This is a genomic window from Pseudomonas brassicacearum (assembly GCF_000585995.1).
GTDB classification, from domain to species: Bacteria; Pseudomonadota; Gammaproteobacteria; order Pseudomonadales; family Pseudomonadaceae; genus Aquipseudomonas; species Aquipseudomonas brassicacearum_A.
This window is the reverse complement of sequence record NZ_CP007410.1, coordinates 4,253,813-4,280,106: the sequence shown is the minus strand read 5'-3', so window position 1 is coordinate 4,280,106 and position 26,294 is coordinate 4,253,813. Positions and strand designations below refer to the sequence as shown.

General features: G+C 52.2%; 21 protein-coding genes and 5 pseudogenes. 18 read left to right on the top strand and 8 right to left on the bottom strand.

Annotated features, from left to right (window positions below; all coding sequences use genetic code 11):
- Positions 1-40 precede the first annotated feature (40 nt).
- The 3 genes and pseudogenes from CD58_RS18065 to CD58_RS31490 form a co-directional block, all read right to left on the bottom strand.
- On the bottom strand, positions 41-427 hold the full coding sequence (locus tag CD58_RS18065; protein ID WP_038436686.1) for a 5-carboxymethyl-2-hydroxymuconate Delta-isomerase: 387 nt from the start codon (positions 425-427) through the stop codon (positions 41-43).
- A 43-nt stretch (positions 428-470) separates the two neighbouring features.
- On the bottom strand, positions 471-1,328 hold the full coding sequence (gene hpaD, locus CD58_RS18060) for a 3,4-dihydroxyphenylacetate 2,3-dioxygenase (RefSeq protein WP_025214402.1): 858 nt from the start codon (positions 1,326-1,328) through the stop codon (positions 471-473).
- A gap of 50 nt (positions 1,329-1,378) precedes the next feature.
- A pseudogene (locus CD58_RS31490) lies at positions 1,379-1,489 on the bottom strand (hypothetical protein); the annotation flags it as partial.
- Between CD58_RS31490 and CD58_RS18055 the strand changes: the two are divergent.
- From CD58_RS18055 to CD58_RS18025, 6 genes and pseudogenes are all read left to right on the top strand, one after another.
- A pseudogene (locus tag CD58_RS18055) lies at positions 1,480-1,954 on the top strand (helix-turn-helix domain-containing protein); the annotation flags it as partial. The pseudogenes CD58_RS31490 and CD58_RS18055 overlap by 10 nt on opposite strands.
- A 295-nt stretch (positions 1,955-2,249) precedes the next feature.
- Positions 2,250-2,441: pseudogene (locus CD58_RS29390) on the top strand (MarR family transcriptional regulator); the annotation flags it as partial.
- Positions 2,442-2,662: 221 nt separating this feature from the next.
- On the top strand, positions 2,663-3,067 hold the full coding sequence (locus CD58_RS18040) for a hypothetical protein (protein WP_025214399.1): 405 nt from the start codon (positions 2,663-2,665) through the stop codon (positions 3,065-3,067).
- Between the two features lie 373 nt (positions 3,068-3,440).
- On the top strand, positions 3,441-4,160 hold the full coding sequence (locus tag CD58_RS18035; RefSeq protein ID WP_025214398.1) for a helix-turn-helix transcriptional regulator: 720 nt from the start codon (positions 3,441-3,443) through the stop codon (positions 4,158-4,160).
- Between the two features lie 48 nt (positions 4,161-4,208).
- Entirely contained in the window at positions 4,209-5,771 is a 1,563-nt protein-coding gene (gene iaaH / locus CD58_RS18030; protein WP_235195274.1) for an indoleacetamide hydrolase, read from the top strand.
- Between the two features lie 68 nt (positions 5,772-5,839).
- A complete protein-coding gene (locus CD58_RS18025; protein ID WP_025214396.1) occupies positions 5,840-7,141 on the top strand; it encodes a carbohydrate porin in 1,302 nt (433 codons plus the stop codon).
- Between the two features lie 616 nt (positions 7,142-7,757).
- On the opposite strand, the gene CD58_RS18020 is transcribed toward CD58_RS18025, so the two are convergent.
- Entirely contained in the window at positions 7,758-9,098 is a 1,341-nt protein-coding gene (locus tag CD58_RS18020; RefSeq protein ID WP_025214395.1) for an aspartate aminotransferase family protein, read from the bottom strand.
- A gap of 743 nt (positions 9,099-9,841) precedes the next feature.
- Here CD58_RS18020 and CD58_RS18015 point away from each other — a divergent pair.
- The gene (locus CD58_RS18015; protein ID WP_025214394.1) at positions 9,842-10,765 is read left to right on the top strand and encodes a LysR family transcriptional regulator; all 924 of its coding nucleotides are present in this window, start codon (positions 9,842-9,844) and stop codon (positions 10,763-10,765) included.
- 62 nt (positions 10,766-10,827) lie between these two features.
- Here the strand turns inward: CD58_RS18015 and CD58_RS18010 are convergent, their stop codons facing one another.
- Complete coding sequence (locus CD58_RS18010) at positions 10,828-12,300, bottom strand: aldehyde dehydrogenase family protein (protein ID WP_025214393.1); 1,473 nt, start codon at positions 12,298-12,300, stop codon at positions 10,828-10,830.
- 124 nt (positions 12,301-12,424) lie between these two features.
- Entirely contained in the window at positions 12,425-13,834 is a 1,410-nt protein-coding gene (locus tag CD58_RS18005) for an APC family permease (protein WP_025214392.1), read from the bottom strand.
- 415 nt (positions 13,835-14,249) lie between these two features.
- Between CD58_RS18005 and CD58_RS18000 the strand changes: the two genes are divergently transcribed.
- Together CD58_RS18000 and pobA are read left to right on the top strand one after the other, a co-directional pair.
- Positions 14,250-15,590 carry a hypothetical protein gene (locus tag CD58_RS18000; RefSeq protein ID WP_025214391.1) on the top strand — a complete coding sequence of 447 codons (1,341 nt, stop codon included), beginning with the start codon at positions 14,250-14,252 and terminating at the stop codon, positions 15,588-15,590.
- A gap of 131 nt (positions 15,591-15,721) precedes the next feature.
- A complete protein-coding gene (pobA, locus tag CD58_RS17995) occupies positions 15,722-16,906 on the top strand; it encodes a 4-hydroxybenzoate 3-monooxygenase (protein WP_025214390.1) in 1,185 nt (394 codons plus the stop codon).
- Between the two features lie 522 nt (positions 16,907-17,428).
- Here the strand turns inward: pobA and CD58_RS30605 are convergent.
- Both CD58_RS30605 and CD58_RS17990 read right to left on the bottom strand, forming a co-directional pair.
- Positions 17,429-17,503, bottom strand: a pseudogene (locus CD58_RS30605) (cysteine hydrolase); the annotation flags it as partial.
- A gap of 89 nt (positions 17,504-17,592) precedes the next feature.
- Complete coding sequence (locus CD58_RS17990) at positions 17,593-18,483, bottom strand: MBL fold metallo-hydrolase (protein WP_025214389.1); 891 nt, start codon at positions 18,481-18,483, stop codon at positions 17,593-17,595.
- A gap of 675 nt (positions 18,484-19,158) precedes the next feature.
- Here CD58_RS17990 and CD58_RS17985 point away from each other — a divergent pair.
- The 9 genes and pseudogenes from CD58_RS17985 to CD58_RS17945 form a co-directional block, all read left to right on the top strand.
- Positions 19,159-19,425, top strand: a pseudogene (locus CD58_RS17985) (Arm DNA-binding domain-containing protein); the annotation flags it as partial.
- A 246-nt stretch (positions 19,426-19,671) separates the two neighbouring features.
- On the top strand, positions 19,672-20,004 hold the full coding sequence (tnpA, locus tag CD58_RS17980; protein WP_025214387.1) for an IS66-like element accessory protein TnpA: 333 nt from the start codon (positions 19,672-19,674) through the stop codon (positions 20,002-20,004).
- Positions 20,001-20,336 (top strand): IS66 family insertion sequence element accessory protein TnpB, encoded by a 336-nt coding sequence (gene tnpB / locus CD58_RS31485; protein ID WP_025214386.1) that lies wholly within the window; start codon positions 20,001-20,003, stop codon positions 20,334-20,336. The genes tnpA and tnpB overlap by 4 nt, the downstream gene beginning before the upstream one ends.
- Before the next feature lie 81 nt (positions 20,337-20,417).
- Entirely contained in the window at positions 20,418-21,944 is a 1,527-nt protein-coding gene (gene tnpC / locus CD58_RS17970) for an IS66 family transposase (protein WP_025214385.1), read from the top strand.
- Positions 21,945-22,000: 56 nt separating this feature from the next.
- Entirely contained in the window at positions 22,001-22,378 is a 378-nt protein-coding gene (locus tag CD58_RS17965) for a DUF6678 family protein (RefSeq protein WP_025214384.1), read from the top strand.
- Between the two features lie 206 nt (positions 22,379-22,584).
- Positions 22,585-22,950: an RES domain-containing protein gene (locus tag CD58_RS30600; protein WP_144238590.1), complete on the top strand. Its 366-nt coding sequence runs from the start codon at positions 22,585-22,587 to the stop codon at positions 22,948-22,950.
- A gap of 246 nt (positions 22,951-23,196) precedes the next feature.
- Positions 23,197-23,517: a hypothetical protein gene (locus CD58_RS31480; protein WP_025214383.1), complete on the top strand. Its 321-nt coding sequence runs from the start codon at positions 23,197-23,199 to the stop codon at positions 23,515-23,517.
- 926 nt (positions 23,518-24,443) lie between these two features.
- The gene (locus CD58_RS17950) at positions 24,444-25,886 is read left to right on the top strand and encodes an ATPase domain-containing protein (protein WP_200868932.1); all 1,443 of its coding nucleotides are present in this window, start codon (positions 24,444-24,446) and stop codon (positions 25,884-25,886) included.
- 21 nt (positions 25,887-25,907) lie between these two features.
- A complete protein-coding gene (locus CD58_RS17945; RefSeq protein WP_025214381.1) occupies positions 25,908-26,270 on the top strand; it encodes a response regulator in 363 nt (120 codons plus the stop codon).
- The last annotated feature ends 24 nt before the right edge of the window (positions 26,271-26,294 follow it).

Sequence of the window (26,294 nt, the reverse complement as noted above, 5' to 3'; positions counted from 1 at the left end):
TTGAGAGGCCGATGGGACGAACGGGCTGGGGCGGGTTAACTCACCTGTGCCTTGAGGAAGGCGCCACATTGTTTTGCTTGAAGTTGAGCTGCTCGTGCAATTCGACCATTTCAAACGACAAGGCCAGCAGGCGTTGGGCTCGCAGGTCGGCGAAGTGCGCGGTGATGACATCGAACGGGCGTTGGGCGACGGCCTGTCGTGTCGCCAAGTCGCGGCCATGGCCGACTTTGAGGGTCATGTGTACGAAGGCGTAGTCGTGTTTGCCGTCGGCCATGCGCCAGGTGTCCAGCCGCACGCCACGGCTGCGGATGTCGCCCAGCGGGAACACGCCGCTATCGCCCAGGGTGGCGTGGACTTGTTCGAACAGGCCGGGCAGGTCCACGTGTTGCTCGATGTTGTCGGTGTACTCAGCAATGAAGTGGGGCATGGTGGCTCCTTCAGGCCGCGCGGGATGCCGGGCGGCCATGCGCTCAAACAGGGAAAATGGCGTTGATCTGCCCGGTGCCCGAGCTGCCAAAGGGTTCGGTGATGATCTCGGCGGGCTTGGTGTAATCCGGCCCGCCGAGCAACCCCAGCAGCATCGCGGTGTCATGCATCTTGCCTTCGCCAAAGCAGTGTTCGGCATAGTCCGGGAGCATCGCGCAGAACTCTTTCCAGCGGCCCTGGCGCCACATTTCGACGACGTGCAGGTCGACCTGTTTGTCGAATTCCCGCGTCCAGTTGTGGATGTTGGTTTCGGCGTTGCGATCATCGGAGAAACGGTGGGACAGCGAGCCGGACGCCAGCACCAGCACCTTGCGATCGCTTTTTTCGATGGCCCGGCGCACGGCGGCGCCGAAGGCGAAGCTGTCTTGCAGGCGATGCCAGGCGCACCAGGCGGCAATCGACACAACGTTGAGTTTCTGGTCTTGCGGGACATCCATGTGCATGTAGCGCATGGGCACCAGCGTGCCGTATTCCAGTTCCAGGCTTGGTATGTTGTGCGTCAGGGTGCGCACGTCGACGGCATTGGCTTCGGCGGCGATCAGTTCGCCCAGTTCCGGGGCGCCTGAGTATTCGTACTCCATGTTCTTGATGAAGTGCGGCAGCTCGTTGCTGGTGTAGACACCCTTGAAGTGCTCGCCGCTGTTGACGTGATAGGCGCTGTTGACCAGCCAGTGCACGTCGAACACCACGGCGGTGTCGGCGCCCAGTTCACGGGCACGCCGGCCGATTTCCTTGTGGCCGGCAATCGCCGCCTCACGGCAGCCATGGTGTTTGCCGGGCAGCTCCGACAAATACATCGAGGGGACGTGGCAGATTTTCGCGGCCAGGACGACTTCGCCCATGATAATTCTCCTGAAATCGTTGTTGTTTTAGGGGGATTCCGGTATTGCTCAATCCCCCAGCGTGGAAGGTGATGACCGCCCATCGAAATACATGCGTTTTTGATCTCGGCGAACACCTCGAAGCTGTACTGGCCGCCTCTATGACTGGTGCCGGAACCTTGATTATTTGTTCGAGGAGTTGAGTGAGAGTAGAGATGGTGAGTTATCGTCCCGGGCGCAGCGCGGCGCTGGATAGTTTGACGCGACTGACCATGGTGAATTTGTTGTGCCTGTTTTCCAACTCGTTGGAAGCAAGGCCGGCTTGGCACGAGGATATGAAAATTTTCCACCGGTTCAATGAATCGATTGAAGCTCATTCCCTGCAACATTGACCCTTGTCGCGTTACGCTGACGGTATCGGAGTGGTGGAAGCACGGCTCAATGACGTGTGTCGGAGGATGGCCGCCCTGCCGCCCAAACGGTCTATGATGGAACGTCTGATGCAGGAAGCTAAGCGTCTGCTGCTGTTCACAGACAGTTCCGCCAATGAAACCTGCTATCAGCTTTGGTTCAAGGATCCGGCTTACTTCTGTCGGTTCTTCCAGCGCTACGCGCAGATCATTCCAGGGGAGTATCGCCAGCGGTAGCCGGGGTTGCGTTGAGCAGAGCATAGGTGAATTGGCTGTTGTCTTATTGATCTTGTGCTGATGATCATGGCCGCCGATTGGGTACGTAAAAATGGCTTTTACGGTGAATTAATTGCACTTTTCAGAGCGCTTCGGCAGCAGATGCATTGATCTTGACCGAGGGAGGGATGGGCAAGCGGGCGCTGGGCCGGTAGGCTGGCGATACTAAGCTGCCGAATCGCCCATTCAAGTATTTCGATATGGCTCCCCCAGACTTTCCCTGACACTGGCGTTATTGCAAGCCCGCGAAGCCGCAATGGCTTTTTTTCGACCGGCACTTAACAAGCACAATCGGACGGAACAGCAATGGCGGATCATTCGGATATCGCGTCAGCAGGGGGCGCCTGAGAGCCATCAGCTTGCTCACCATGCTTGCATTCTCGTGCCAAGCATGACCGGGGTTCTCAGTCGGCTGGAGCGCGATGGTCTCGTGCGTCGGCAGAAATCCGGTCATGGTGTGCATCATTGTGCTGTTTATGCGCAAGCCTTTAAAAAAAATAACCGGGTTTAAGTTGACGCGCGCGGTTAGTGACCGGACTGAATCAGTGCTTTTACCCAGGGGCGAGTTGATGTTCAGTTTGCCCATGCATTGCGGCAGTTCGTCCATGATTGGATTGAGCTGGAAGCGATGGACAGAGGAAAGCTTGCTGGTAGCGCAGATTTTCTAGGATGCAGGAATTCGGCTTCGATAATGCCGCTTATAGCCCTGACCAGCGCGACATCACGCAGGAAGCGTGCGGAGTTTTCGCCCAGTTCAAGCGTGGTACGGGTCAGTCTGGCCCCATGGCACTCTCGCCGATAGCGATACCGGTCGGTATCGAGCCGGTGAACGAAAAACCTTGTCTGTGCCCGTGGGGTCGACCAAACCTCTGCCTACTAGAGCCGCCACCGATCAAAATGTTCAGCGCACCCGCGGGAATATTGGCTTCAATTGCCAATTTTGGGGTTCTGCGGAATGGCAAGATTTCCTTAAGCAAGGCCTGGGGCCAGATGCTCCATGTGCTGATGGGCCAGCTTCGCTGGGACGGTCTGGACAGCCAAGACTCCATTGACGAGGGCAAGGCTGTGCAGTAGGCCTTTGTCTGGTTGTTGGCGTTAGCGTTCGACGTCAGTGGCTCAGCGGGAGATGGTCAGGCAATCTATTGATCATGGCTATGTTGCGTCGTCGTTAAGTGAAGTCGCAGTGCCAAGAACGTTACTTATCGAAGCTACATATCGTTTGGGGAGAATATTCGACTCACCTAAAAAGGGAGAAAACTGTGTCAATCAGCAGTGCTATAGGAACCATTTTCTAACCGGCTGAAAATCGCAGCGAGATAAGTGCAAGAGCCCTACGCTAGTGAAATCACGACCGATATCACGATTTTTTGAGGCTCTTGGCATTACCAGACAACGCAATCAGGCCCAGAAATTGCTCGGACGTCCGGGTTAATTACAGAGGCATGCCATGCAAATCAACCAAATGACTATGACGAGTTATGAGCTTGACTTATTCGCTCAAGTCGTCTGGCGACTCCGCACAGGTGGCGCGGGTGACGACGTGCGTCAGCAGGTGCTTGGTGATGTTACGCTGTTACTGCGGTCAGACTTTGGAGCTTCGTACCTTTGGGATAGCGGACTGAGTCGATCGACCCGTTGCGCGGCGGTCAATATTGATGCGCAAATGCTTAGGGAGTATGACAAGCGAATTCACGTGAACGATATCTTAACACCGGCGTTGAGATCCAGGCGCCAAGCTATCTGTGTCGACGACGTGATCAGCCGGCGAAGCTTAGAGCAAAGTGAGCTCTACGCCGAATTCCTCAAGCCGTGCTGGATGCACCATGGAGTGAACATTTTCTTCTTCAACCAAGGTCGGGATGTGGGTGATTTGCGCATATGGCGTAGCGTCGATCAACCTGCGTTTGGAATTAGAGAGCTTTCACTGCTTAACGCGCTAACACCCTATTTTCAGAAAGCACTTGCAGCTGAAATGCCTCCTAAGGGTGCTTTGAGTCCACGAGAACGGGCTGTTGTAGAGCACGTTGCGGCAGGTAGGAGCGATAAAGAGATCGCCCGTATAATGTCCATAGGTTTCACCACGGTTCGAACTCATTTGAAGAACGCGATGATCAAGACAAACTCTGGTAATCGAACCGAGCTTGCCATGCGTATGGGCGCGCACTGACACCTCCTCATTAATGAGGATGTTTGACGGATATTTCCATGTGCGTAAATGAATAATCGAGACCTGCAGTGGGGATCGAATGATTCGCAAGGAATATCCGTGAAGACCAGACTCTCTTGCTTAGCGATCGGCCTTATGGCAGCAAGCGCTGGCGTATCGGCGTCGGACATACCGAAAGACTTCTACTTGATGAGCGCTGAGCAGACGGCACAAGCCATCTGCGCGAAGAAGGTTTCCAGTCAATCGGTTGTCAGCTACTGGCTGGGCCGCATTGGCGCGCATCCCGAGCTCAACGCTTTCATTTCTTTAAACCCAAAGAGAGCCTTGAGCGAGGCCCGTGCTGCTGATGCGCGACTCGCTAAGGGTGAGCAGTGCCTTCCCTTGGGTGGCGTCCCTATAGCGATAAAGGACAACATTCAGGTCATTGGTTTTACGAACACAGCCGGTACTCCAGCTCTCGTTAATTTCTTTCCGAAGGTAAATGCGCCGATTATCGATAAGCTTCAGGCCGCAGGCGCCATTGTGATCGGCAAGACCAATATGCATGAGCTCTCGTTTGGCGCTACCGGTTACAACACTGCCTTTCATCTTCCACGGCTGATCGGTGTACGCAATGCGTTTGATAACTCTCGCATTGCCGGTGGTTCGTCATCGGGGAGTGCCGCCGCCCTGGGGGCTCGGTTGATTCCGATCGCAATGGGAACGGACACAGGTGGCTCAAGCCGTGCGCCCTGCGCGTTGAATGGCTGTGTTGGATTTCGCCCAACGGTTGGGCGATACAGCAGTGTAGGCATCACACCTATTTCGACCAGTCGCGATACGGCAGGTCCAATGGCCAACAGCGTCGGAGATATCATACTGCTGGATTCGATTCTCAGCGGTGCCTCTCTTCTGAAGCCAATACCTGCCCATCATATTCGACTGGGCATTCCAGATTTTTTCTGGGCTGATCTAGAACCGGAAGTCTCGGCACAAGCTAACGCCGCTGTAGAGAAGCTCCGCAGTTCGGGAGTAGAGATCGTCTCAGTCAGCATGCCGGGTATGGGGCAATTGGCATCAGCTGTGGCAACGCCAGTTGCGATAATGGAAGCGCGTAAGGCCCTGACTGACTACCTGAAATCACAATCCACCGGAGTGTCATTCGAAACCCTGGCCACCAAAATTTCGAGTCCCGACGTCCAAGGTATTTTCTCGGCTATGGTGGTGCCTGGTAATGTCGTTGGGTCTGATGGAAAGATGATTCCTGGCGGCCCGGCTTATGCGCAAGCGATCAAGACGGGTATCCCAGCCTTGCTAGCTCTCTATAAAAAGACATTCGAGGAGAACAAGCTCGATGCTCTTCTGTTCCCCACGGTTCCAGAGGTGGCAATCAAGGCCGGCCCTGACGCCGGAACGCCTCAAAAATTTGGTCGGATTATTCGAAATACCGACCCGAGCAGCAACGTGAAGATGCCTGGTCTTAGTATTCCCGTAGGTGTTGGGAAAGAGTCCGGACTTCCAGTAGGAATGGAGATTGACGGATTGCCTGGAACGGATGCCCAACTTCTGGCAATCGGTCGCACGCTTGAGTCGATCTGGGGGCCTGGCCCACTTTCGCCCATCGCACACTGATCGGCTGGTCTTACCTTAAGCGCAACTGCACTGGCTGCGCGACCAAAAACCTTTCTCGGATTAAATGAATGAACGCGATCTCACTCGTCGCAGGTACTTCTGCGCGCCGATTTTGTGTAACCGCTGGTTTGGCTTTGGGTAGTATGGCGAACTCGGCATGGGCCGATTCGTCGACCACAGACAGTAGTCCAGTCAAGGCACACCTGATCGTTATCGATCTGATGCTGGAGAACCTTAACACTGGACCTCGTCCCCATACATTCGCCAACGCTGGTGCAGTTTTCGCTGGCGCCGATTTTGACATGTCAAAAATCATGGGGTTGACAGGCGGCACGTTCCAGTTTGAATACACATTCTTTCCGTGGATGCGCAATGAAGGTCAGCCGACTGCTAACGCTTGGCAAGGAGCCACAGGTAGTGCACTAGGTGGCGCAGCTATGCGTAACGACATCGACAAGGGATATCTGTCGAAGTTTGAATACCAACAAATGCTGTTGGATAACCATCTTGAGATCGACGTTGGTCGTAGCAATCCTAAGCGGCATTTTTACATCATAAATTGCGAAAACTGGGTTACTTGTAATGACCCAATCATTGAAAACACCACCGGAATATTACCTTACCCATACGGTAGCTGGGGCGGTTACTCGCGTTACTCATTCGACAATGGTCAGTACATACATGCTGGCGCTTTCGAGTCCAACCCTACTCATTACATCAAACGCACCAAGGGGTGGAACTGGGACCCGGGCGACGCGAGTGGTATCACTTGGTTGGCAGGCATCGGTGCTCAAAAAAACTTCGCGCAGACTCCCTTGGCCTATCACTACGAGCTTAATAGTTTTTACAATACCTCCGAACAGACCGACATATTGGATGGCTCGACCCGTCGTGGAAGCAGCGGCTTAATTTACCGCTTTATGCAAACGCTATCTCGCGAAGGCGGTTCTTCTGCCGGAAACCCAGACAAAGCGTGGCAAGTATTCGGCGCATGGACTTGGAGTGCTGACGATCTACAGCCTTTCGAACACTTCGTGGAGGCAGGTGTAACCCGTGTTGGCCCATTCGGGCGCCCTCAAGATTCAGTCAGCTTGAAAGCGAGCTATCTACGTTTGGGAGACAAGCAAGTTCAATATCAGCATGACCAGCGACTTCTGGCCACCGGTGTTGACCAAGGAGTGTCGAAAGGAGAGTCGCGAGTAGAGCTCAACATGGTGTGGCAGGCGACACCTTATCTAGCACTCCAGCCAAGCGTGCAGTACGTGTTCAACCCCAGCAACTTCTACAATCCACAGGCCGAGGCTAGCAGCAATGGAGCCGTCGTCGGATTGCAGATAGTTTATAATTTGGGATCTCAAATTGGCCTTTAAATCCCAGTTCTGATCACTGATCACTGATCACTGATCACTGATCACTGATCACTGATCAGGCCTCAGCCGCTCTGCGTAGGATATCAACATAATCTTTCTCCTGGTTTGTGTTAGGTGGCAGGGATGCCGAAAAGATTACCGGGGCCGCAAGAAAATTATGCCCCAGGCAGTAAAGTTCGTGTACATGGTGGTGACATCGCCAGAACAGTTACGGGTATAGCGTAGGTTGGCGTAGCGGACAACTAATTTGGTGGTGTGGATGCTCTCATCAATAACGCAGGTATCTTCAATTACAAGTTTCCGTGCTGCTAGTTTTTCCGTAACTCTTTGTCTTAAAATAAAATTTTCTTATTTTCAGGCTTCGAGAAATAAATCGCAGTGTCGCACCTTGTTCACGCCCAGCAGGCTAACGGAATAATTGAGAGAGGAGAGTTTGGCAATGACGGTGTTAGTCTTCTGGTCAGCGAGCAGATATTGACTATCCGGAGCGGGCTTACAGTTCATCAGCGAACAAATGCTATTAAGGACATTTGTAGAGTGATAGTCAGAAATTTGCTTTTTGAATGCTGATAACAAAGGCTTGCGTATCCGATACGGATACGCAAGCCTTTGATGGCTAGGAGTAAATTAGACGGATAATGTCCTTTGTGGTCTCGATGTAGCCGTCGACGTCCTCGTCAGTCATCGGAAGTGTGAGTCCTACCTGGCCACGGTGGACAGGATAGTAGCCGCGAGTCGCCATTTCCAATGCGTAGATGCCCATGCTGTTTTCGTCGATTTTATGCCAGTAGTCACGATGCGTGTTGATGGTCTGACCTAGCTCTCTAGTGAATGCATAGGCGAATACCGAAAAGGAGCCGAAAACGGTAAACGGATATTTGGATTCTTTCGCCCAAGTATTCAGCTCGAATTTGATCTTAGCCGCCATTTCGTTGAGTCGTGCATAAGCCTTCTCATCCATGGCCTTAAGGCAGGCAATGCCCGCTGCGCATGCCAATGGGTGGCCATGGTGGGTGCCCGAGATCATGACCTGGTTTTCCTCGATGACTCGAAAAACCTCTTTGCTACCGCCCACCGCCCCGATAGGTAGGCCCCCACCGATCATTTTGCCGAGGACTGTCAAATCTGGCTTGATTTGATACTCGCTTTGCAGACCCTTTATATTCGCTCGAAGTGTGATGGTCTCATCAGCGATTAAAAGGATTCCCAGTTCCTTTGTAAGAGTTCGAAGCTTTTGCACGAAATCTTTATCGAGCTCTACGATACCTCCCGCGCAGGTCTGTAACTCCATGATCAGACACGCGATTTCTTCCGCATTGCCCCGGAGAATTTTTTCGCAAGACTCGAAGTCGTTTTGAGTTAAAACGATGACGTTGTCGCTTTTATACGCAGGGATCCCATCGGAATCTGGAAGTGCCTTAGGATTAGTATCCGGGCCGGGGAAATTGTTCGGGTTAGGGTGAGCCGAGATCGCTAGGTCGTCGGAAAAACCGTGGTAACCACCTTCAAATTTCGCAATTTTTTTACGCGCAGTATAGCCTCGTGCGATCCGCACGGCACTCAAGCATGCCTCACTGGCAGAGCAAAAGAATTTAACCTGCTCAACGGAGTCAATGCGCTCGCAAATCAGCTTGGCAAGATCGAGCTCGTGATTCGTAGGGTTTCCAAATGAGAATCCATTTGGCAGCGTTTCGTGAATTGCCGTTATGATCGCTGGATGATTGTGGCCCAATACATTAGTAGCGAAATTATTATTGAGGTCGAGTAGCTTTTTTCCTTCGATAGTATGAAGATATTGAGCCTCGCCCTTATCGATGAAAATCGCATGTGGGCCATAGCCAAATGTTCGTCTGCTAAAACCTCCTGGAATGTATTCCTTTCCTTTCGAGGTTTCTTTCTTTGAAAGGTGAAAGGCTTCAGAGAAATTATTTAGCGACTGCTGGTAATTAAGCTTCATGGCTATTTCCAAAGTTACTTAAATTATGGTTGTTTTGAAAGTCTCAGACTTGCCAATGGTTTATGCATATTTCTATCTTGGGATTCGACGCCGAAATTAAAATTCATGAGCTGCCGGATTGTTCCGGATTATAATCACTAGTACAGCTTCTGTTCCTGTGCACTTGACTAAAGCTTAGGCCATAGTATTTTTCCTGTTAGTATCAGAGCAATGGTCATTTGTAGATCGTTTGATCAGGTTTCGTGATCGCTGGTATTTTCAAGAAGCCTCCATAGACTGAAAGCTATATCGTTAAAAATAATGCGTAGCCTCTTCAATTTCCTGAATCGAAAGGACTCAAACTGAAGGGCTTGAATTGGGAAGTAATGCTGCTTCGGCGCAGCCGAGGCTGGGGCGCCGGTGTGTTACCGTGGGAAAAGGCTTTGTTACCGACTGCTTCCTACCTGCCCATGATGCGTACTGGCTAGTAACGTTTCTGAGGGGGCGCGAAGGTACTACGGGTTCTTGATCGGCATTTTGAACCTAGAGCTCATTGCGCAAGAGTGTCAAACGTCATAGATATGCTACGCGAGTGCGTTTTTTTTGCGATTTGCTCGATTGGGGAGCGGTGTCGGCCTAGGTAAAGGCCCCCGGCTAACCCACAGATCGATAGCCATCGCTATTCACCAGTGAAGTCAAAAATTAGCATGAATCTTGCTAGATGTTAGGTTCATACACGCTCCGTGAATAGAGGGTACCCCTCAATGGACACTAGACAGCTTCTCTTGGCAACCAGGCTTGCTGAGACCCTTCATTTCGGCAAGGCAGCCGAAATCGAGAACATTGCTCAATCTGGCCTGAGCGCTCAAATTGCCAAACTTGAAAGCGAGCTAGGCTTCAAATTGTTTGAACGCACCAGTCATCGTGTTTCTTTGACGGAGGCAGGCCAGCGATTCGTAGAGCAAGCTCGAACGCTTTTGGGAAACATGAACAATACGATCCTGGAATGCCGTGCCCTTGCTGAAAACAGCCGGGGTGTATTGAAGTTAGGCTTCTTTGGCGATGCAGCGGGCGAACTTACTCACCTTATTTTTACGTTATTCCAGCAGAGTAATCCTGACATTCGGCTAGTGTTTACTGAGCTGTCCATGACAAACCAAGTGCAGGCGCTGATCTCGGGCAAAGTGGATGCCGCCCTCGTCAGGCTACCGATCAGCGACCCGCGTCTTGAACTCGATGTGATGTTTGACGAGCCGCGAGTGGCTGCCGTACCGGCCAGCCACGAAATGGCGCAGGCCTCGATCCTTACAATCTCAGATCTGATCGAGCAACCGTTTGCAGTAGCGGGAGAGGGAGCCCCGACTGAATGGGCCGCTTACTGGAGTTTGGGCTCAGAGCGGCAGGAGGCTAGCCGGATTGGCGCGTATGTCCAATCGATTCCAGAGAGTTTGGCTGCGGTCGCCTATGGTGGCGCGTTTGATACCTTCCCACTTACCGCCACACGCTTGTTCAGTCACCCGGGCGTGCGGTATGTGCCATTGGCTGACGCGCCAAGGAGCTCGTTGGCTTTGGCGACACTTGCTGGCAACAGGTCGCCAGCTGTTAGATCGCTGCGACGCTGTGTGACAGAAACCCTTGAAAACTCTCTTTCATGTATTCCTGAGGCTCGTCGCTTCGAAGTTGCTTAGCCGCTCGCGCCCCCCAGGAGTGTGTTGTTCTGGCCCTCCAGTCAATCAACTGGAGGGGATTCTCAGAAGGGGTAATGGCGTGGTTTCCGCTGGACAGACACCCATTGAGTGGTGGTGAACTCATCGATTGCCCAGTCGCCATTGAATCTTCCGAGGCCTGAGTTCTTTTCCCCACCAAATGGGACGTTAGGGGCATCTGCCACAGGCATGTCGTTCACATGGGCCATGCCAGAATGGATTTGCCTCGCGAAATGGACGCCGCGGTCAATGTCACCTGAGAAGACCGCAGCGGAAAGTCCAAAACGAGTAGCGTTAGCCAGTTCTAATGCGTGATCGGCATCCCTCGCGCGCATTATTCCTGCAATAGGCCCGAAAATTTCTTCGTAGGCCAGCTCCATATCGGATGTCACCTCAGTGAAAACGTGCGGCGCAAATACCAGTCCTGCAGATTCGCCAGCGTAAGCCAACGTTGCGCCTTCTGACTTCGCTTGTTCGATCTTGCGTACCAATCCGTCAAACTGTTTCCGGTTGATGACGGGCCCAACCGAGGTTGCCGAATTTTTAGGATCACCGATTACCAAATGGCTCACGCGCTGGATAAACAGGGAAACGAATGAGTCGTAAATCGGCTCCTCCACGATAATCCTATTGATGGCCATGCAGATTTGACCCTGATGCAGAAATTTGCCAACAACAGCCGCATGAACTGCTTGCTGGAGATCCGCATCAGCGAGCACCACAAAGGGGTTGTTACCGCCTAGTTCCAACGCGACATGTTTCAAGTAGTCGCCGCTGCTTGCCTGGCGGGCTATATTCTGGCCAATCGGCGTGGACCCAGTGAAGGATATAAAGCTCGGTATTGGATGTAGCACGAAGTCGTCTCCAATCTCCGAGCCCGCCCCTACCACTACACTGAGCACACCCTCTGGCAACCCGGCCTCTTCAAAGATGCGTGCAAGCAGCAAGCCTCCGGTTACTGGAGTATCGCTGGCAGGTTTCACAACTACGGCGTTACCGAGTGCCAATGCCGGGGCGAGCGATCGCTGGGTGAGATGGAATGGAAAGTTCCATGGACTAATCACGCCAACTACGCCGAGCGGGCGTCGATATACTCGGCTTTCCTTGTTCGGCACATCGGACTCCACGATGCGACCATGAACCCGGCTTGGAAAGGAAGCAGCTTCCAAAGTGATAGCTTTCGCTGACGCCCATTCAATCTCGGCTTTTATGCGCGTACTTCCTGATTCCGAAATGATCCAATTAACCAACTCGTCGTGGCGCTTATCAAAAATCTGAGCTGCTCTTAGCAGCACTCCGGCTCGCGCGGACGGCCCCATGGCCGCCCAAGCAGGCTGGGCTGTTTTAGCTCTTGCATAAGCTTCGTTCAAGTCTTCCTTGTTGGCCAAAGGGATTTCGAGCAGAGTCTGCTGGGTGAAAGGATCGCTAACAGTCATTGATCGTCCTGTCCGACCTTCCCGCCAAACGCCTCCTATTAGCTGCAGATTGAAGTCGCTATAAGGTTGATGATTGTTCAAGTTATTCTCCGAATTTATTGGCGACGTGGAATTAATTTTGCGTCGCAGCCTTCACGAGATGACTCCGCGAGTAAGGAATCATCTGTAACTGTTGTTCAATTTAAATAGTTGGAAGGTTGCCGTTCTACGAAACTACTGGTGTGACAGGAAATTTCTCTTTGGCCCTAAGTCCGTTAATAACTCCTGCCAATGCCGCTATCACAACGAGCCAAGGCAGCAGAGTTGCGATACCTTCCTTAGCGCCAGTCAGCTCGTCAAAATTCGCCACGGCGAGAAAAACAGCAGTTGCCAATCCGCATCCACCTAGCGTTGGGGCGATTATCCCTTGCCACCTGCTGCACTTTTGAGTCTTGAGAGTGAATCCGACGACTGCGGCAGCACCTAGGGTTTGTAGGGCGAGAACGGCGAGGGTGCCAAGCCCAACCATCCACAGATAGAGATGCTGGATTGGGTCGGCATTGGTGACCATAAATAATCCCACTGCAACAAGGGTTGTGATTGAAAGCACAACGCTAGCGACGTGCGGACTTGCGTGTTTGGGATGTACTCGGCTGAGCTGTCGAGGTACGAAATGGTTGCGAGCCAGTGCGAAAAGGTAGCGACTGAGAGCGTTGTGGAAGGAGAGCAAGACCGCAAACACGCTCGTGACTACCAGAATTTTCATGACTTCTGTGGAAAGGGGGCCTACGTACTGTGTGTTGGCATTAAACACAAAATTGATCATGTCTGCGCCGGCAACACTTTGGACGTCACTATTTGCATAAGCCAGGCCGAGGCACCAAGTTGTAAGCGTGTAAAAGATACCGATAATGGCGATAGCTACATACGTAGCAAGGGGAACGGTGCGACTTGGGTTCTTAGCTTCTTCTCCGTAAATGGTTGTGGACTCGAACCCTACAAAGCAACAAAACGCGAACATCAATGCCACCCCGAGACCAGGAGTGAATATCTGAGAGGGCATGAAGCCATTCCAAGTGAAGCTCTCTGCATTCGTTTGGGCTATGACCGCGACGTCAAAGACAAGCAAGATCAGGATCTCGAAGATCATCAGCACGCCTAACACCTTGGCTGACACCTTAACGTCCATGTAGCCGAAGATTCCTACCAGTCCGATGATAAGGAGAGCTACGACGCGCCAGTCCACCTGCAATCCCGCAATCGACATAGCAAGGTCTGCCCCAAAGGCAGCGAATTGTCCGTAAATGCCAGTCAACATGGTGATATACGCAAGCAGCGCAATTCCACCAGCTGCGTTGCCAGCCGCTCGCCCTAATCCGTGAGTCACTAGCTCGGCGAAGCCTCCTGCACTGATCACATGGCGACTCATCGCTGCAAATCCAATTGCAAACAGCAGCAATACGAGCGAGGCGATCAGATAGATGCCGGGAGCGCCTGTGCCTCCCATGGCGAAAACCACAGGGCCAGCACCAAGCGTAGCGCCGAGCGGCGCCGCAGCTGCAATTACAAAAAAGACGATGTCGGAGACACCTAAAGACTTGGGCTTGAGCCCAGGCTGTGTTGGCTCACTTTGCATACAGGCCTCCCCTGAACACGGGATTTGAATTGTTATTGGTAACCCCGATTTTTCTCCCAGCGGTTCAGGCTGGCAATCCTCAAACGCTGATCGTTCGATCATAGCCGGTGATTGAACCGACGTTTGCTCGATGGCACGTAGTCACGCGCGAATTAGGCACAGCTCATGAGATACGTATGCTTAATCTGCATCTGCGCGTGTGCGCGACTTAATCTTAACTGGCGATCATTCGATCAGCAAAACGCCATTGCCAAGAAGACCGCTACGCCCAAAAAATCAGTCTGCCCGAAGGTGAATTTATGGCTGACTGTGTGGGAAAAAGTATCGAGTCGTACTGTGGGAATATTTGTTTTTGAATGTTGCAGTAATTCTCTAGCGTAAAATCCAATAATAAATATAAGATAAGGGGTTCGTTATGTCGTTTAAATATGAAGCTAAGAAATGTGGATATGCCTCGGTCGCTTTAGCCGTAGGTGCATTGGCTCTTCCGCTAGAGTCCCGGGCTTACGAACTCTACAATCAGGGCGGCCAGGTACTTAATGCTAAGGTCGAGGCCGTATTTGCCGCGATGCACAGTGACGAAAATTACGCCACGACTGGGACGCGGGATTCTGACTCTTCGAACTGGCGAGAAGGCTTTGTCAAGTATGGGCTAAATGGAAGCAGCGAACTTGAGGGCAAAGCAAGTGTGTATGGCGCTTTTAGCCTTCTGAGTTCAGGGACGTGGGGTGACGGCGATGCAGCAGGCTTCACGGAAGGCACTGAGCGGCGGACCGCGGTTGAAGATGCCTATCTTGGTTGGCGCTCAGGAAGCATTTTTCCTAGCCTTGGCGAAAATGGTATTGAGATTTCCACCGGTCGCCAGGAAGTGATTGTTGGGGACGGATTCTTAATTAAAGGTGATGCACTTAGCCTGGGCGATGTCGATCTCGGTGATAACTATGATCGGGGCGGCGCTTATTATTTAGCTGCTCGTAAGGCGTTTGATAAGACAGCTGTGCTTCGTGTGGGTGGGGAAAAGGGGTGGAGGGGAGACCTCATGTGGCTGGGCTCAAATAATCGAGCCCAAGCAGAAACCAAGTTAGCTGTGGCTACTTTAGAGCATGTGGCCGATGAGGGAGCTTTGGGTCTCACGTACATCAAAGGTCTCGATGTCAATGAGCGTTTTGCAACCCCGTTCCAATCAGAGCGTGACGGTATGCAAACCGTCAGTCTACGGGGAGCAGGCTCTCTAGGAGTCCAGAATTTAAATCTTGCGGTCGAATATGCCACTCAATCCCGAGACAGTGGTCGAGAGAACGCCTGGTATCTTGAGGGCAGTTGGACTTTTGCAGCTATCCCATGGTCGCCCATAGCCACTTATCGTTATAGTCGCTTCTCTGAATCATTCGACCCATTGTTCTATGGCAATAGCCGTGGGTATGGCACATGGTTTCAGGGTGAAGTGGCCTCTAACTATGCAGGCCCTTTCAACAGTAATACGCGCGTCCATCATGTCGGTTTGAAGGTCACTCCACGTGAAAACCTTACGTTAGGAGCGCTTTACTTCGATTTTGATCCGGTTGATCGTAGCCTAGCGAACCTCGGCGGAAGGGAGTTCGACATATATGCCGAGGTAGCGATAACTGATCATATTTTCGTCAGTCCGGTGTTGGGATTGTATAAGCCGGAGAAAGCTGCCAGCCAAGGAGGTTCGCAGTTAGGTGGTGATGACATCAATACGTACGTACAGCTCATCGTAGGAACTTCCTTCTAGATCCCTTCGCCAATAATCGCATGCGTGGGTTAGTAGTTTGGCTTTGTGTCAGTTGCGGCATAAAGCATTCGACTTAGCTGAAAATTACAAAGAATCGCCATGGTGGCATTCACCCGTTTAGGACGAAAACGATGAGAACAAAAGTTGCAATTATCGGCGCTGGCCCTTCTGGTCTACTGCTTGGTCAACTGCTCCTAAAGGCTGGTATTGATAATGTCATCATCGAACGGCAGAGCCCTAATTATGTACTGGGGCGTATCCGTGCCGGCGTGCTTGAGCAAGGGACTGTAGATTTGCTGCGACAGGCGGGTGTTGCTGAGCGAATGGATCGCGAAGGTCTTGTTCATGACGGATTTGACTTGGCGTTCGATGGGCGTTGTGAGCATATAGACTTGAGAGGTTTGACCAACGGTAAAACGGTAATGGTTTACGGTCAGACCGAAGTCACTCGCGATCTAATGGAGGCTAGAAGCTCCAGCGGAGGTATTACTTACTACAGCGCCACGAACGTACAACCGCAAGATATGAAATCACTGGCGCCTTACATTACCTTTGATCATGATGGATCGACTGTTCGCTTGGACTGTGACTACATCGCAGGCTGTGATGGGTTTCATGGCGTGTCGCGCAAGACAATCCCGGAAGGGGTTCTCAAGGAGTTTGAACGTGTCTACCCATTCGGTTGGTTGGGGGTGTTAGCGGATACACCTCCTGTGAGTGAGGAACTCATCTATGCCAGCCATGAGCGCGGTTTCGCTTTATGCAGCATGCGGTCGCCTACGCGTACCCGCTATTACATTCAGGTATCTACCGATGAGAAAGTCGAAGCATGGTCTGATGATCGTTTCTGGCAGGAACTGAAAAAACGGCTCCCTACAGAAATAGCTCACCGGCTCATGACTGGCCCATCCATTGAAAAGAGTATTGCTCCACTTCGGAGTTTCGTTGTCGAGCCTATGCAGTACGGGAGCCTTTTTCTACTGGGTGATGCGGCGCATATTGTGCCTCCAACCGGTGCAAAAGGCCTTAACCTTGCGGCCAGCGATGTGAGCACACTCAGTCGCATTCTTGTTAAGGTTTACCAAGAGGGGCGTACGGATCTTCTCGAACGCTATTCTGAAGTTTGTCTGCGCCGAATCTGGAAGGCCGTGCGCTTCTCGTGGTGGATGACTTCAATACTGCATCGTTTCCCTGGTAATGATGATTTTGGGCAGCGAATAAAGCAGGCCGAGCTCGACTACTTTGTCCGTTCTGAGGCTGGACGCCGGACGATTGCAGAAAATTACGTGGGGCTTCCTTACGAGCCTATTGAGTAGGTACCGCAGGCCTTGAGGGTTTTCAAGTCACTCAGGGCCTATCCATGTAGCTTGCTAATGTTCTTGACTGAATAAAGTTTAGGAAGATTTAGAGCGTTGAGGACTTCATGATTCGTTGGGAGCAAACTCTTGTTCTCTTGGCCATGAGGTCTTTTCGTATTGCTCACTGAAAAATAATGGAAGCGATCAGCGCGGATCGACTTTGCATCTCTTGATGTGGTCTCCGTACTAATTTCGAGGATATGCGATGATCTTGCTCAGGGATTCAATTAAGTTTCGCATGCTTGTAATGGTGGGTGCATGTCTCGGCTTGATAGTGCTTTTATTAGTTTCTATATCTATATACAGAACCAACAAAAATACGGATTTGGCCAGTGCTGAGGCTCAGGAACTTCTCAAAAGTTCTGCTAATAAATTGCTCCTGGCCGAAGGCGCGCTGCAAAGTGGCTTAGTGCAAAAATACTTTCAAGCAGGCTACCAGAGTGGGGTTGATCTAGCAGGAAGTGCAGTTCAATTTCGAAGAATGGTACTTGGCGGTGATTTGCCGGTAGGTAGATATTCGTTTTGTAGGTCAACCACTACAAGACCTCGTTTCATGAACGGTCTCCCGTCGATTGTCCAATAATTTGGAGATTAAGCTGGGATCGGGAGTAAAGAACTATTACCCCGCCCCTGGAAGGTTTAAGTCAAAATTCCAGCGAAGCACCGTCTTCTGGAATGTCGACGCGACTTTCGATACCTTGCTTCTTGACGTAAATGCGCAGCGCTTCACGTGTTAGCGAGGTGTGGTTAATAGCATTCATATGCACGGCGACTATCTTCGCGTTTTTTGCCGCTTGGGATGCGTGTAGGACGTCGTCCTCGCCCATGATGATTGCGCTATCGAACCCATTCACCTTCGCCTTCCCGGTATTAAGTACGATAACTTCGGGCTGATATTTTTGAATGGTCTGATCTACTTCCTTTCGCCAGATGGTGTCGCCGGCAAGGTAAAGAGTTTTGTAGCCTGGGGCTTGAAACACAACGCCCATTGCCTCGCCCAGAAGTTTCGCGAGGGGAGGCACGGCATACATCTCATCGGTGCCGTGCTGACCACCTGCCTTAGTGATTTTGACTCCGCCAAACTCAGCTTCGCCAGTCAGTACGTGCACATTTTTAAAGCCTTGGGAACGAACCAGTTTCGCATCGTCCTCATCTTGAGTGAATAGAGGGATTTCCTTAGGCAGCGCTTTCTGTGCGGCATCGTCCCAATGGTCAAGATGCGTGTGTGTGAGGATGACAGCATCCACGCCAGTGATTACTTCGGTAGGTGATTCGGTGAGATCGACCATTGGGTTGCGGAGATCGCTTCGGTACGTATTTTCAAAACCAGGATAGGTTCCCTTTTTCGCGAGCATCGGATCGATCAGAAACGTTGTGTCGCCGTAGGTGATTTTCACTGTTGCGTTACGAATTTGCTGAAAATCCACTTTTTGGGTCGTGATCGGTGCGGGCGAGATATCTGTATTGGCGAATGCCCATGTGCTGGCAGTAGCGCAAGCGAAGCTGAGTGCCAGGGGCAGTTTTCTGAAAATCATTGGATTTGATCCTATTAATCTGTAGAGAACCGCATTCTTGCCTACTGCGTCGTATCACAATAGTGGCCTGAAGGACATATTTCGATATAATCGGGCCAGTCGATCGGCGCAACTGTCAGACAGCACGAGAGAAGCATTCAATCACCGAAAACGCTCTTGTTTAAGCGGTCGACTGTCAACGTGAAGGTTGGAGGGTGTGGGGCCGCACTTTTTTCGGCGGTATGTAGCTCCGAGCCAATCCAGCGAAATAGAGGTCATTGGTTGAATGACTGCTCCCCCCGATTGGCTGTCAATAGATCTCGACAGCTTGGCTTGGAATTGCGACTACTTTTGCTCTTGATACAGTTTAAAAACAAGTCCAGAATCAAGTCTTCTCCTGCCCAGCAAAGAAAAGAAACCCCTTATATTTCAACGAGTCGGACACCAGATACGAGTCTCGTTTCCCGCTCCAATTATTTTTCTATAGACTTCCATTGAAGTATTTAGAAGTCAAAAAAAGAGGCCTCGGCCTCTTTTTTCGTTCCAGTAAAGTCTACTCTGATACATTAGCATCCACGATTTTTTAGTACATTTTTTAGTACATCAATTCGACGCTTGGTAAATCAGTTTTTTGAGCAGCTTGGTACTCTGAAAACTGTACAACACACCTTCATTTCACATGAGGGAGTTAATACGATGGTCCTTACCAATACGGCGATCCGGCACGCCAAACCTCGCGCCAAAAACTATACCCTTCCTGACTTTGATGGCCTCGCACTTTTCGTGAATACGAAAGGCACCAAGAGCTGGCACTTCCGCTTTTCCTGGGCGGGCAAGCAGCCTCGTATTTCGCTCGGTACTTATCCTGAAATAGGTCTGCGCGATGCTCGCGCTCTGCGTGATATCGCCAGGGCGCTGGTCGCGAAGGGTATCGATCCCCGCGATCAGCGACGCCTTGAGCGCAATGCCAAGCTGTTGGGCCTGCAAAGCACCTCCTGAACGTCGTTTTAGCGTTGATGTGCTGCAAATCCTCGGTCCTTGGGAGAGAGGTGCCACCCGAAGATTTTGCCGTCGAGCACTGAGGTTCAAGCAATGCTGAATCGGGTGTAACCGTCCGGGCAATACACCTTCCTGACACCGTCGCTTGAGGCGATGGTGTCCACCTAAATTTAAGTGGACACCATTTCTAGCCTTTTTAAGCGGACGCCCATGTCACAAGAACGTCGTTCCTATTCCAAGTCCTTCAAGGCCCAGGTCATTGCCGAGTGCGCACAGCCTGACATCTCGATTGCCAATGTCGCTTTGACCCACAACCTCAATGCCAACCTCGTCCATAAATGGATTCGGGTGCATGCGCAGAAAACTCTGGCGTTGCAAACCGCCTTCATCCCGATCAAGGCATCGCCATCGGCAGCGGTGCATCAAGCCCTTCCTGCCACGATTAGGATTGAAGTGCCTCATTCAAAAGGCGTAGTCGTGGTGAGTTGGCCGGCAGAAAACGCAGCGGCGTGTTCTGCTTTCCTGCGAGACCTGCTGCGATGATCCGCATCGACTTCATCTGGCTCGCCACCGAGCCCATGGACATGCGCGCCGGCACTGAAACCGCACTCGCGCGGGTCGTGGCGGTGTTCGGTGCGGCGAAGCCGCACTGTGCTTATCTGTTCGCCAACCGCCGCGCCAATCGCGTGAAAGTGTTGGTGCATGACGGTGTAGGGATTTGGCTTGCAGCCCGGCGCTTGAATCAAGGGCGCTTCTTTTGGCCTAGTGTGCGCCACGGCTCCGAAGTTGAGTTGGATGCCGAGCAACTTCAGGCCCTGGTACTCGGTTTACCTTGGCAACGCGTCGGTGCAGGCGGAATTATCTCGACGCTTTAACACCCGCCATGGCGCGCTTGCCAGCGCAATTGGCCCATCAGTCTATCGCCGCCATTAGCCCTCTCTGGCAAAATCGGCGGCATGACTTCGCATCCGAATCTCGATCAATTAAACCCTGAAGAACTGCGTGCCTTGGCGGCGCAGTTGATCCAGCGTGTCGAGACGATGGACAAGCAAATTACCCATCACAAGTCGGTCAACGAGAAGCTGGCCCACGAGATCGCGTTGCTCAAACGCTTCAAATTTGCCAAGCGTAGCGAGCAGCTAAGTTCGGATCAAGCCAGCTTGCTCGACGACTTGATCGACACCGATATCGCGGCTATCGAAGCCGAACTTGAGGCGCTGCAACCAGCAGCAGTCGAAGCCAAAGTTCGCCAGCAGCCCAAGCGCGCTGCGCTGCCATCGCAGTTCCCTCGCACGTTGATCCATCACGAACCGGAAAACAGCCACTGCCAGTGCGGCTGCGCCTTAAAACGCATCGGCGAAGATGCCAGCGAAAAGCTCGACTACACGCCCGGCGTGTTCACGGTCGAGCGCCACATCCGTGGGAAATGGGCCTGCGAACAATGCGAAACGCTGATCCAGGCGCCGGTACCGGCGCATGTTATCGACAAAGGCATACCGACAGCGGGCCTGCTGGCCCACGTCATGGTGGCCAAGTTTGCCGACCATCTGCCGCTGTATCGGCAGGAGAAAATCTTCGGCCGCGCCGGACTACCTATTGCTCGCTCGACCTTGGCGCAATGGGTGGGCAACTGCGGCGTGCAATTGCAGCCGCTGGTGGACGCGCTGCGTGAAGCCGTGCTGACGCATGGTGTCGTCCACGCCGACGAAACCCCGGTACAAATGCTGACGCCAGGCGCGAAGAAAACTCATCGCGCTTATGTCTGGGCTTATGCCACCAGCCAGTTCTCCGATCTGGCGGCCGTCATTTATGACTTCAGTCAGAGCCGTGCTGGCGAACATGCCCGGAACTTCCTCGGCCACTGGAACGGGAAGCTGGTGTGCGATGACTTCGCTGGCTACAAAGCAGGATTTGAACTGGGTGTTACGGAGATCGGCTGCATGGCCCATGCACGACGCAAGTTCTTCGACTTGCACGCGACCAACAAGAGCCAGATCGCCGAAAAGGCATTGCACTACATCGCAGCTTTATACGAAGTTGAGCGAGAAGTCCGCGAGCTGGAACCGGGCGATCGGCAGCGAATACGGCGAGAGAAAGCAGCGCCAATCATCGACGTACTTCATACCTGGATGATCGCCCAGAGGCAGCTTGTACCTGAGGGATCGGCCATTGCCAAGGCTTTGGATTACAGCCTCAAACGCTGGATAGCGCTGACGCGCTATCTCGATGATGGGGCCGTCCCAATTGACAATAATTGGTGCGAAAACCAAATCCGGCCTTGGCCACTTGGGCGTTCGAACTGGTTGTTCGCGGGCTCTTTACGCAGCGGTAAACGTGCAGCTGCGATCATGAGTTTGATCCAGTCGGCAAGTCTCAATGGACATGATCCGTATGCGTACTTGAAAGATGTCCTCAATCGCCTGCCGACGCAGCGGATGAGTGAGATTACTGAGTTGCTGCCACACAGGTGGGCGCCCGTTTAATCACGCAATGTGTGTTGGGTTAGACTGTTCTCACTTCATACAATTGCGCGAATCTTATGTATCAGCTGCCTGAACTCGACGAGATTACAAAAGCGAAAATTCGCAGGCTGCTGACTGCGGGCATCATTTTTCCCGTCATGAACAACACCAGATGGGCTGAGCTGATCAACGCAATGATTAACGCCCCGCAAATGAAGCCAGAGTTCAGATTGCACAGTACCTTAGCTCCAAGCGATTACTGCACAGATTGGGAGCGAGAATGGCATTACCACATCCATCCGGTAGCAGAAATTGAGTGGATCGAACTCAGAGCGGTTTCACTGGATTGGCTACTCTCCACGCTAAGAAAGCACAACCTTCCCTTTTCTCTAGAGGATGGAGTGCCACGCGTTTGGGGTTATACCAGACCTAGCATGCAGCCTCTTTGGGACTGAGTTCCTGAGGTTTCGCCGAGCTGGCAAACTTATGCTAGATGACTTTGCCGGACGCATACAATCGGGTTATGCCAACTCTCGTTCCACCGTCGCTGGGCTTGAGAGAGACCGCGTGCAACACATCTGAATGCTAACTTCGTGTCCTTCTTCTCGCCTCTACGCCATTGCACTGTCCGACGGCAGGGCGTGCTCCTTTAACCCTATCTATGCATCGGGATGAGTGGAGGGCGGGTCAGGTGCAGCCACTGCACTTGGCTGATTTGTCCGGCGTGCCCCTGGGTAAGCTAGGCGTCACTCGCAAGCAATTTATCGACTCTGAGACAGATCAATACCCCGCGGCTCGCAAATGGGCAGAGGTGATCCGCCGTCAATACCTTGATGTACGAGGGCTGTCTTGGGTGTCGCGACAAGATGACTCTGCACGTGCGGTGGTGCTTTTCGGTGACCGGATTCCTGAGAGTGCGCTCCATCCGCAGGGGGCATCGCGCAGCTTGACTGAGGATTCGAGTGTGTTCGACACGGTGCTAGATTTGGCGGACCTGATCGGACGTCATCATCGCGGGGAAAACTGAGTCAAAAATGACCGAGCAGCGCCCCTCGAATTCGCTCTCTAAAGCCGAACTTGGCGCCAATCGCAGCATCGCGCAGCAGATTTTTTATCGACATTCTCGCCCGGTTCACCGGCAAGCTGGTAAGAAGAGGCACGGGCCTGCTAATACCGCGCCGCGCGATTATAGTTCAATAAAAAGTTCGATTTCTTTACTTTTCAGATTAAATAAGGAGTAAAAGATAAAAATAATTCCCCAAGGCCACGACAGATGTATTTAAAACAACGAAGGCGAGTGTTTTGGGAATGGTCCGATAGCGAGCTTCACAATCGTTGTCACGATGGCTTGCTCTCAGACGGGGGGCAGATTGATGTGCAGGTGCGGACTTCCCGCGCTGGGGCGGTTCAATTGTTTGTTGGTGCCTACGACGGAGAAGGTTCGATGCTTTTTGAGGAGTACTATAAGGAGCGGCCGGGGGAGTCTATGAGTACAGCGCTAGCGTTCGGTGTAGGGAGGGCCATGACTCTCACGTCGACGAAGCTGTTACCCCTTCCATCTACGGCTCGACTGGGTATTTATCGCAAGGCTTGATGCCTACAAATCCTCAACGTGGCCCCCTGGAGATTACTTAGACCATGTGATGCGGCGGGAAATCAGGGCATAATCTTCAGGTCGCCGAAGCATTCCAGCAGCTCGCGCTCAGCCTGCTTAGCGAGGGCGTCATAGTCACTGCGTCGAATTGTCCGCATGCGCTTAACATTGAATGGCGCGGGCTTGCTGAGGAAGCTGTAGCGTTCTACGCCCGATCCATCGCGGAAGTTTCGTACACGAGTTTAGCGAAAAAGATCAAACAGAAACCCGTCTAGTGGCGGACTTTGTGTCGCAGCGGGATGGTCATGCTGGATTGATTGTTGAGATTGTCGAGCGGCTGCGCTCTGTGGGTTTTCAAGCCCTGTCGGGCTAGCTGAATATCTCCAAAGATATGTTTCGCGAGGATTTTTAATCCAGCTTCACCTCGATAGTCGCTTCTCACCAATCCCACAACTGCAAATGACTCCCCGGTCTCACCGGTTACCGTAAGTGAGGCAGTACCGTCAGCGCACAAGATACATTTGACCGTGCTACCAGGCAGTAAGCGGCCCAGGGCATCTTCTATTTCGGCCCTACTTAGTCTATCCATGATGCAGCCTCGGGATTGTAGGGATCAGAGGATAAGTCAGAAATACAGCTAGCACTATAGGTGGCTGGAGCCTCGTTAACGTCATTTTATGCCGCCGAGAACTCGCCCGTTCATCGGCCATGTCTGAGACAAGCCAATCCTAGCGAAGGCTAGGCGAAAAGCTGCATCGACTGGCAGCTTAGGACCGGAAGCGTTCGCTTTTGGGTGGTTACTTAGCACCCAAAGCGAACGATCTTCCTCGTCAACTTTCTACTCAACCTGAATAGCCTCGAATTAGGAATGGCGGTAGCATTTCGTTCATCCGGCTAAAAAAGCCTGTTTTTCAGATCAGGGTCACATTGTGGAAAAGCTAAAACGCCTTCAAAGCGGAATCGACGGGCTCGACGCTCTGCTTAATGGAGGGCTGGTCGAGGGTGCTTCATACATAGTCCAAGGCCGCCCAGGTTCAGGCAAGACTATCCTAGCCAACCAGCTTGGATTCCATCACGTACGCAATGGAGGTCGTGTTTTAGTCGCCACCTTGCTGGCCGAGTCACATGATCGTCTGTTTCAGTTTCTCTCTACTTTGAGCTTTTTCGACTCATCCAAAGTTGGGGCTGAAATCCAGTTCGTCAGCGCATTTGATACGCTGGAAAACGAAGGTTTGGATGAAGTAGTAAAATTGCTTCGGCGTGAGATCAGTCGGCAGAAGGCTACCGTCATGATCGTCGATGGTTTGCTCAATGCACGCTCGAAGGCCGACTCGCCTATCGATACCAAGAAATTCATCTTAGAGCTGCAAGGCCACGCAGCGTTCGCTGGTTGTACCGTATTGTTCCTCACCAGTTCGCGGCTTGACGATGGTAGTCCAGAGCACACGATGGTCGATGGTGTGATCGAAATGGGAGAAGAGCTATTCGGTTCTCGTTCGGTACGTCGTATTCAACTACGCAAGACGCGAGGCAGCAGCGCATTGACCGGCCTCCACGAGTGCGAAATCAATGATGACGGCTTAGTTGTCTACCCGCGCCTGGAAAGCTTGTACAGTCGTCCTTCGTCGTCCGACAGTGCAGACATGACGCGTATCGCCAGTGGGATTGATTCACTGGATGACATATTGGGCGGGGGCCTACACAGCTCTAGTGTGTCTCTGGTCATGGGGCCATCCGGGATCGGTAAAACGACGCTGGGTCTCAAGTTTTTGGCTAAGTCGACGGCAGATGCCCCAGGCCTACATTTTGGATTCTATGAAAGTCCACAGCGGTTACGACTGAAAGGGCTCTCGCTGGGCATCGACATTGAAGCCATGGAAGAAAGCGGTGCGCTGAGTATCGTCTGGCAGCCCACCACTGAAGGTTTGTTGGATGGACTCGGCTCAAGACTGTTGAGCATCGTTAAAGAAAAGGGCATCAAGCGCCTGTTCATCGACAGTCTGAGCGGCATGACGCGCGTTTCGACAAATCCGGGACGGATTACAGACTTCTACAGCGCCCTAATGAACGAGCTGCGCTCCAGGGGCGTTACGGTATTCGCTTCATGGGAAATGCGTGACCTATTCGGTTCCGAGGTCAGTTCACCGAACTCTGACCTATCAAGCATCGTCGATAACCTGATGCTCATGCGTTTCTTTGAGAGTCGCTCTGAACTAAGCAGGACGCTTTCCATTCTTAAAGTACGAGATAGTTCTTATGACCCCTCGCGATTTGAGGTGGTCATTCGTGATCAAGATGTTTTCCTGAAAAAGGCTTTGAGAAATGAACCTTCAGTCGCGACTGAGCCTTTGCCTGGTTCAATTTCATAAGTCTTTGAACTGGTTGAAAAAATTACCACCATTCTGGTCGTCGACGACGAATATTTGATCGCTGACATTCTCAGCTTCGCGCTGGAGGATGAGGGCTTCATGGTCGTAAAAGCCAGCAATGGCCGGAAAGGACTCGAGGTGCTCGAAAGGGAGCGGCCAGCCTTGATTCTTACCGACTTCATGATGCCGGTTATGGACGGCCAAGAATTCGCCACAGCTGTGCGAGCTCTTCCTTCCAGCAACCATTTGCCAATCATCTTAATGAGCGGTGCTCAGGCACACATCGGTATGCAGAGATCCGATTTGTTTGATGTGGTGTTGCCAAAGCCATTCGACATAGATGTCATCATCGCAGAAGTTAAAAAGCTCTTGGCTTTGGAGTAGTTCGTACCCGGTAGGGCGTGATGA

Coding starts and splice junctions, on each gene's coding strand:
- CD58_RS18065 (WP_038436686.1), bottom strand. CDS start 427: ATGCCCCACTTCATTGCTGAGTACACCGACAACATCGAGCAACACGTG.
- hpaD (WP_025214402.1), bottom strand. CDS start 1,328: ATGGGCGAAGTCGTCCTGGCCGCGAAAATCTGCCACGTCCCCTCGATG.
- CD58_RS18020 (WP_025214395.1), bottom strand. CDS start 9,098: ATGAAGCTTAATTACCAGCAGTCGCTAAATAATTTCTCTGAAGCCTTT.
- CD58_RS18005 (WP_025214392.1), bottom strand. CDS start 13,834: ATGCAAAGTGAGCCAACACAGCCTGGGCTCAAGCCCAAGTCTTTAGGT.
- CD58_RS18035 (WP_025214398.1), top strand. CDS start 3,441: ATGCAAATCAACCAAATGACTATGACGAGTTATGAGCTTGACTTATTC.
- CD58_RS17990 (WP_025214389.1), bottom strand. CDS start 18,483: ATGATTTTCAGAAAACTGCCCCTGGCACTCAGCTTCGCTTGCGCTACT.
- iaaH (WP_235195274.1), top strand. CDS start 4,209: ATGAATAATCGAGACCTGCAGTGGGGATCGAATGATTCGCAAGGAATA.
- tnpA (WP_025214387.1), top strand. CDS start 19,672: ATGTCACAAGAACGTCGTTCCTATTCCAAGTCCTTCAAGGCCCAGGTC.
- CD58_RS30600 (WP_144238590.1), top strand. CDS start 22,585: ATGCATCGGGATGAGTGGAGGGCGGGTCAGGTGCAGCCACTGCACTTG.
- tnpC (WP_025214385.1), top strand. CDS start 20,418: ATGACTTCGCATCCGAATCTCGATCAATTAAACCCTGAAGAACTGCGT.
- CD58_RS18000 (WP_025214391.1), top strand. CDS start 14,250: ATGTCGTTTAAATATGAAGCTAAGAAATGTGGATATGCCTCGGTCGCT.
- CD58_RS18015 (WP_025214394.1), top strand. CDS start 9,842: ATGGACACTAGACAGCTTCTCTTGGCAACCAGGCTTGCTGAGACCCTT.
- CD58_RS18040 (WP_025214399.1), top strand. CDS start 2,663: ATGCAGGAATTCGGCTTCGATAATGCCGCTTATAGCCCTGACCAGCGC.
- CD58_RS31480 (WP_025214383.1), top strand. CDS start 23,197: ATGTATTTAAAACAACGAAGGCGAGTGTTTTGGGAATGGTCCGATAGC.
- pobA (WP_025214390.1), top strand. CDS start 15,722: ATGAGAACAAAAGTTGCAATTATCGGCGCTGGCCCTTCTGGTCTACTG.
- CD58_RS17965 (WP_025214384.1), top strand. CDS start 22,001: ATGTATCAGCTGCCTGAACTCGACGAGATTACAAAAGCGAAAATTCGC.
- tnpB (WP_025214386.1), top strand. CDS start 20,001: ATGATCCGCATCGACTTCATCTGGCTCGCCACCGAGCCCATGGACATG.
- CD58_RS18025 (WP_025214396.1), top strand. CDS start 5,840: ATGAACGCGATCTCACTCGTCGCAGGTACTTCTGCGCGCCGATTTTGT.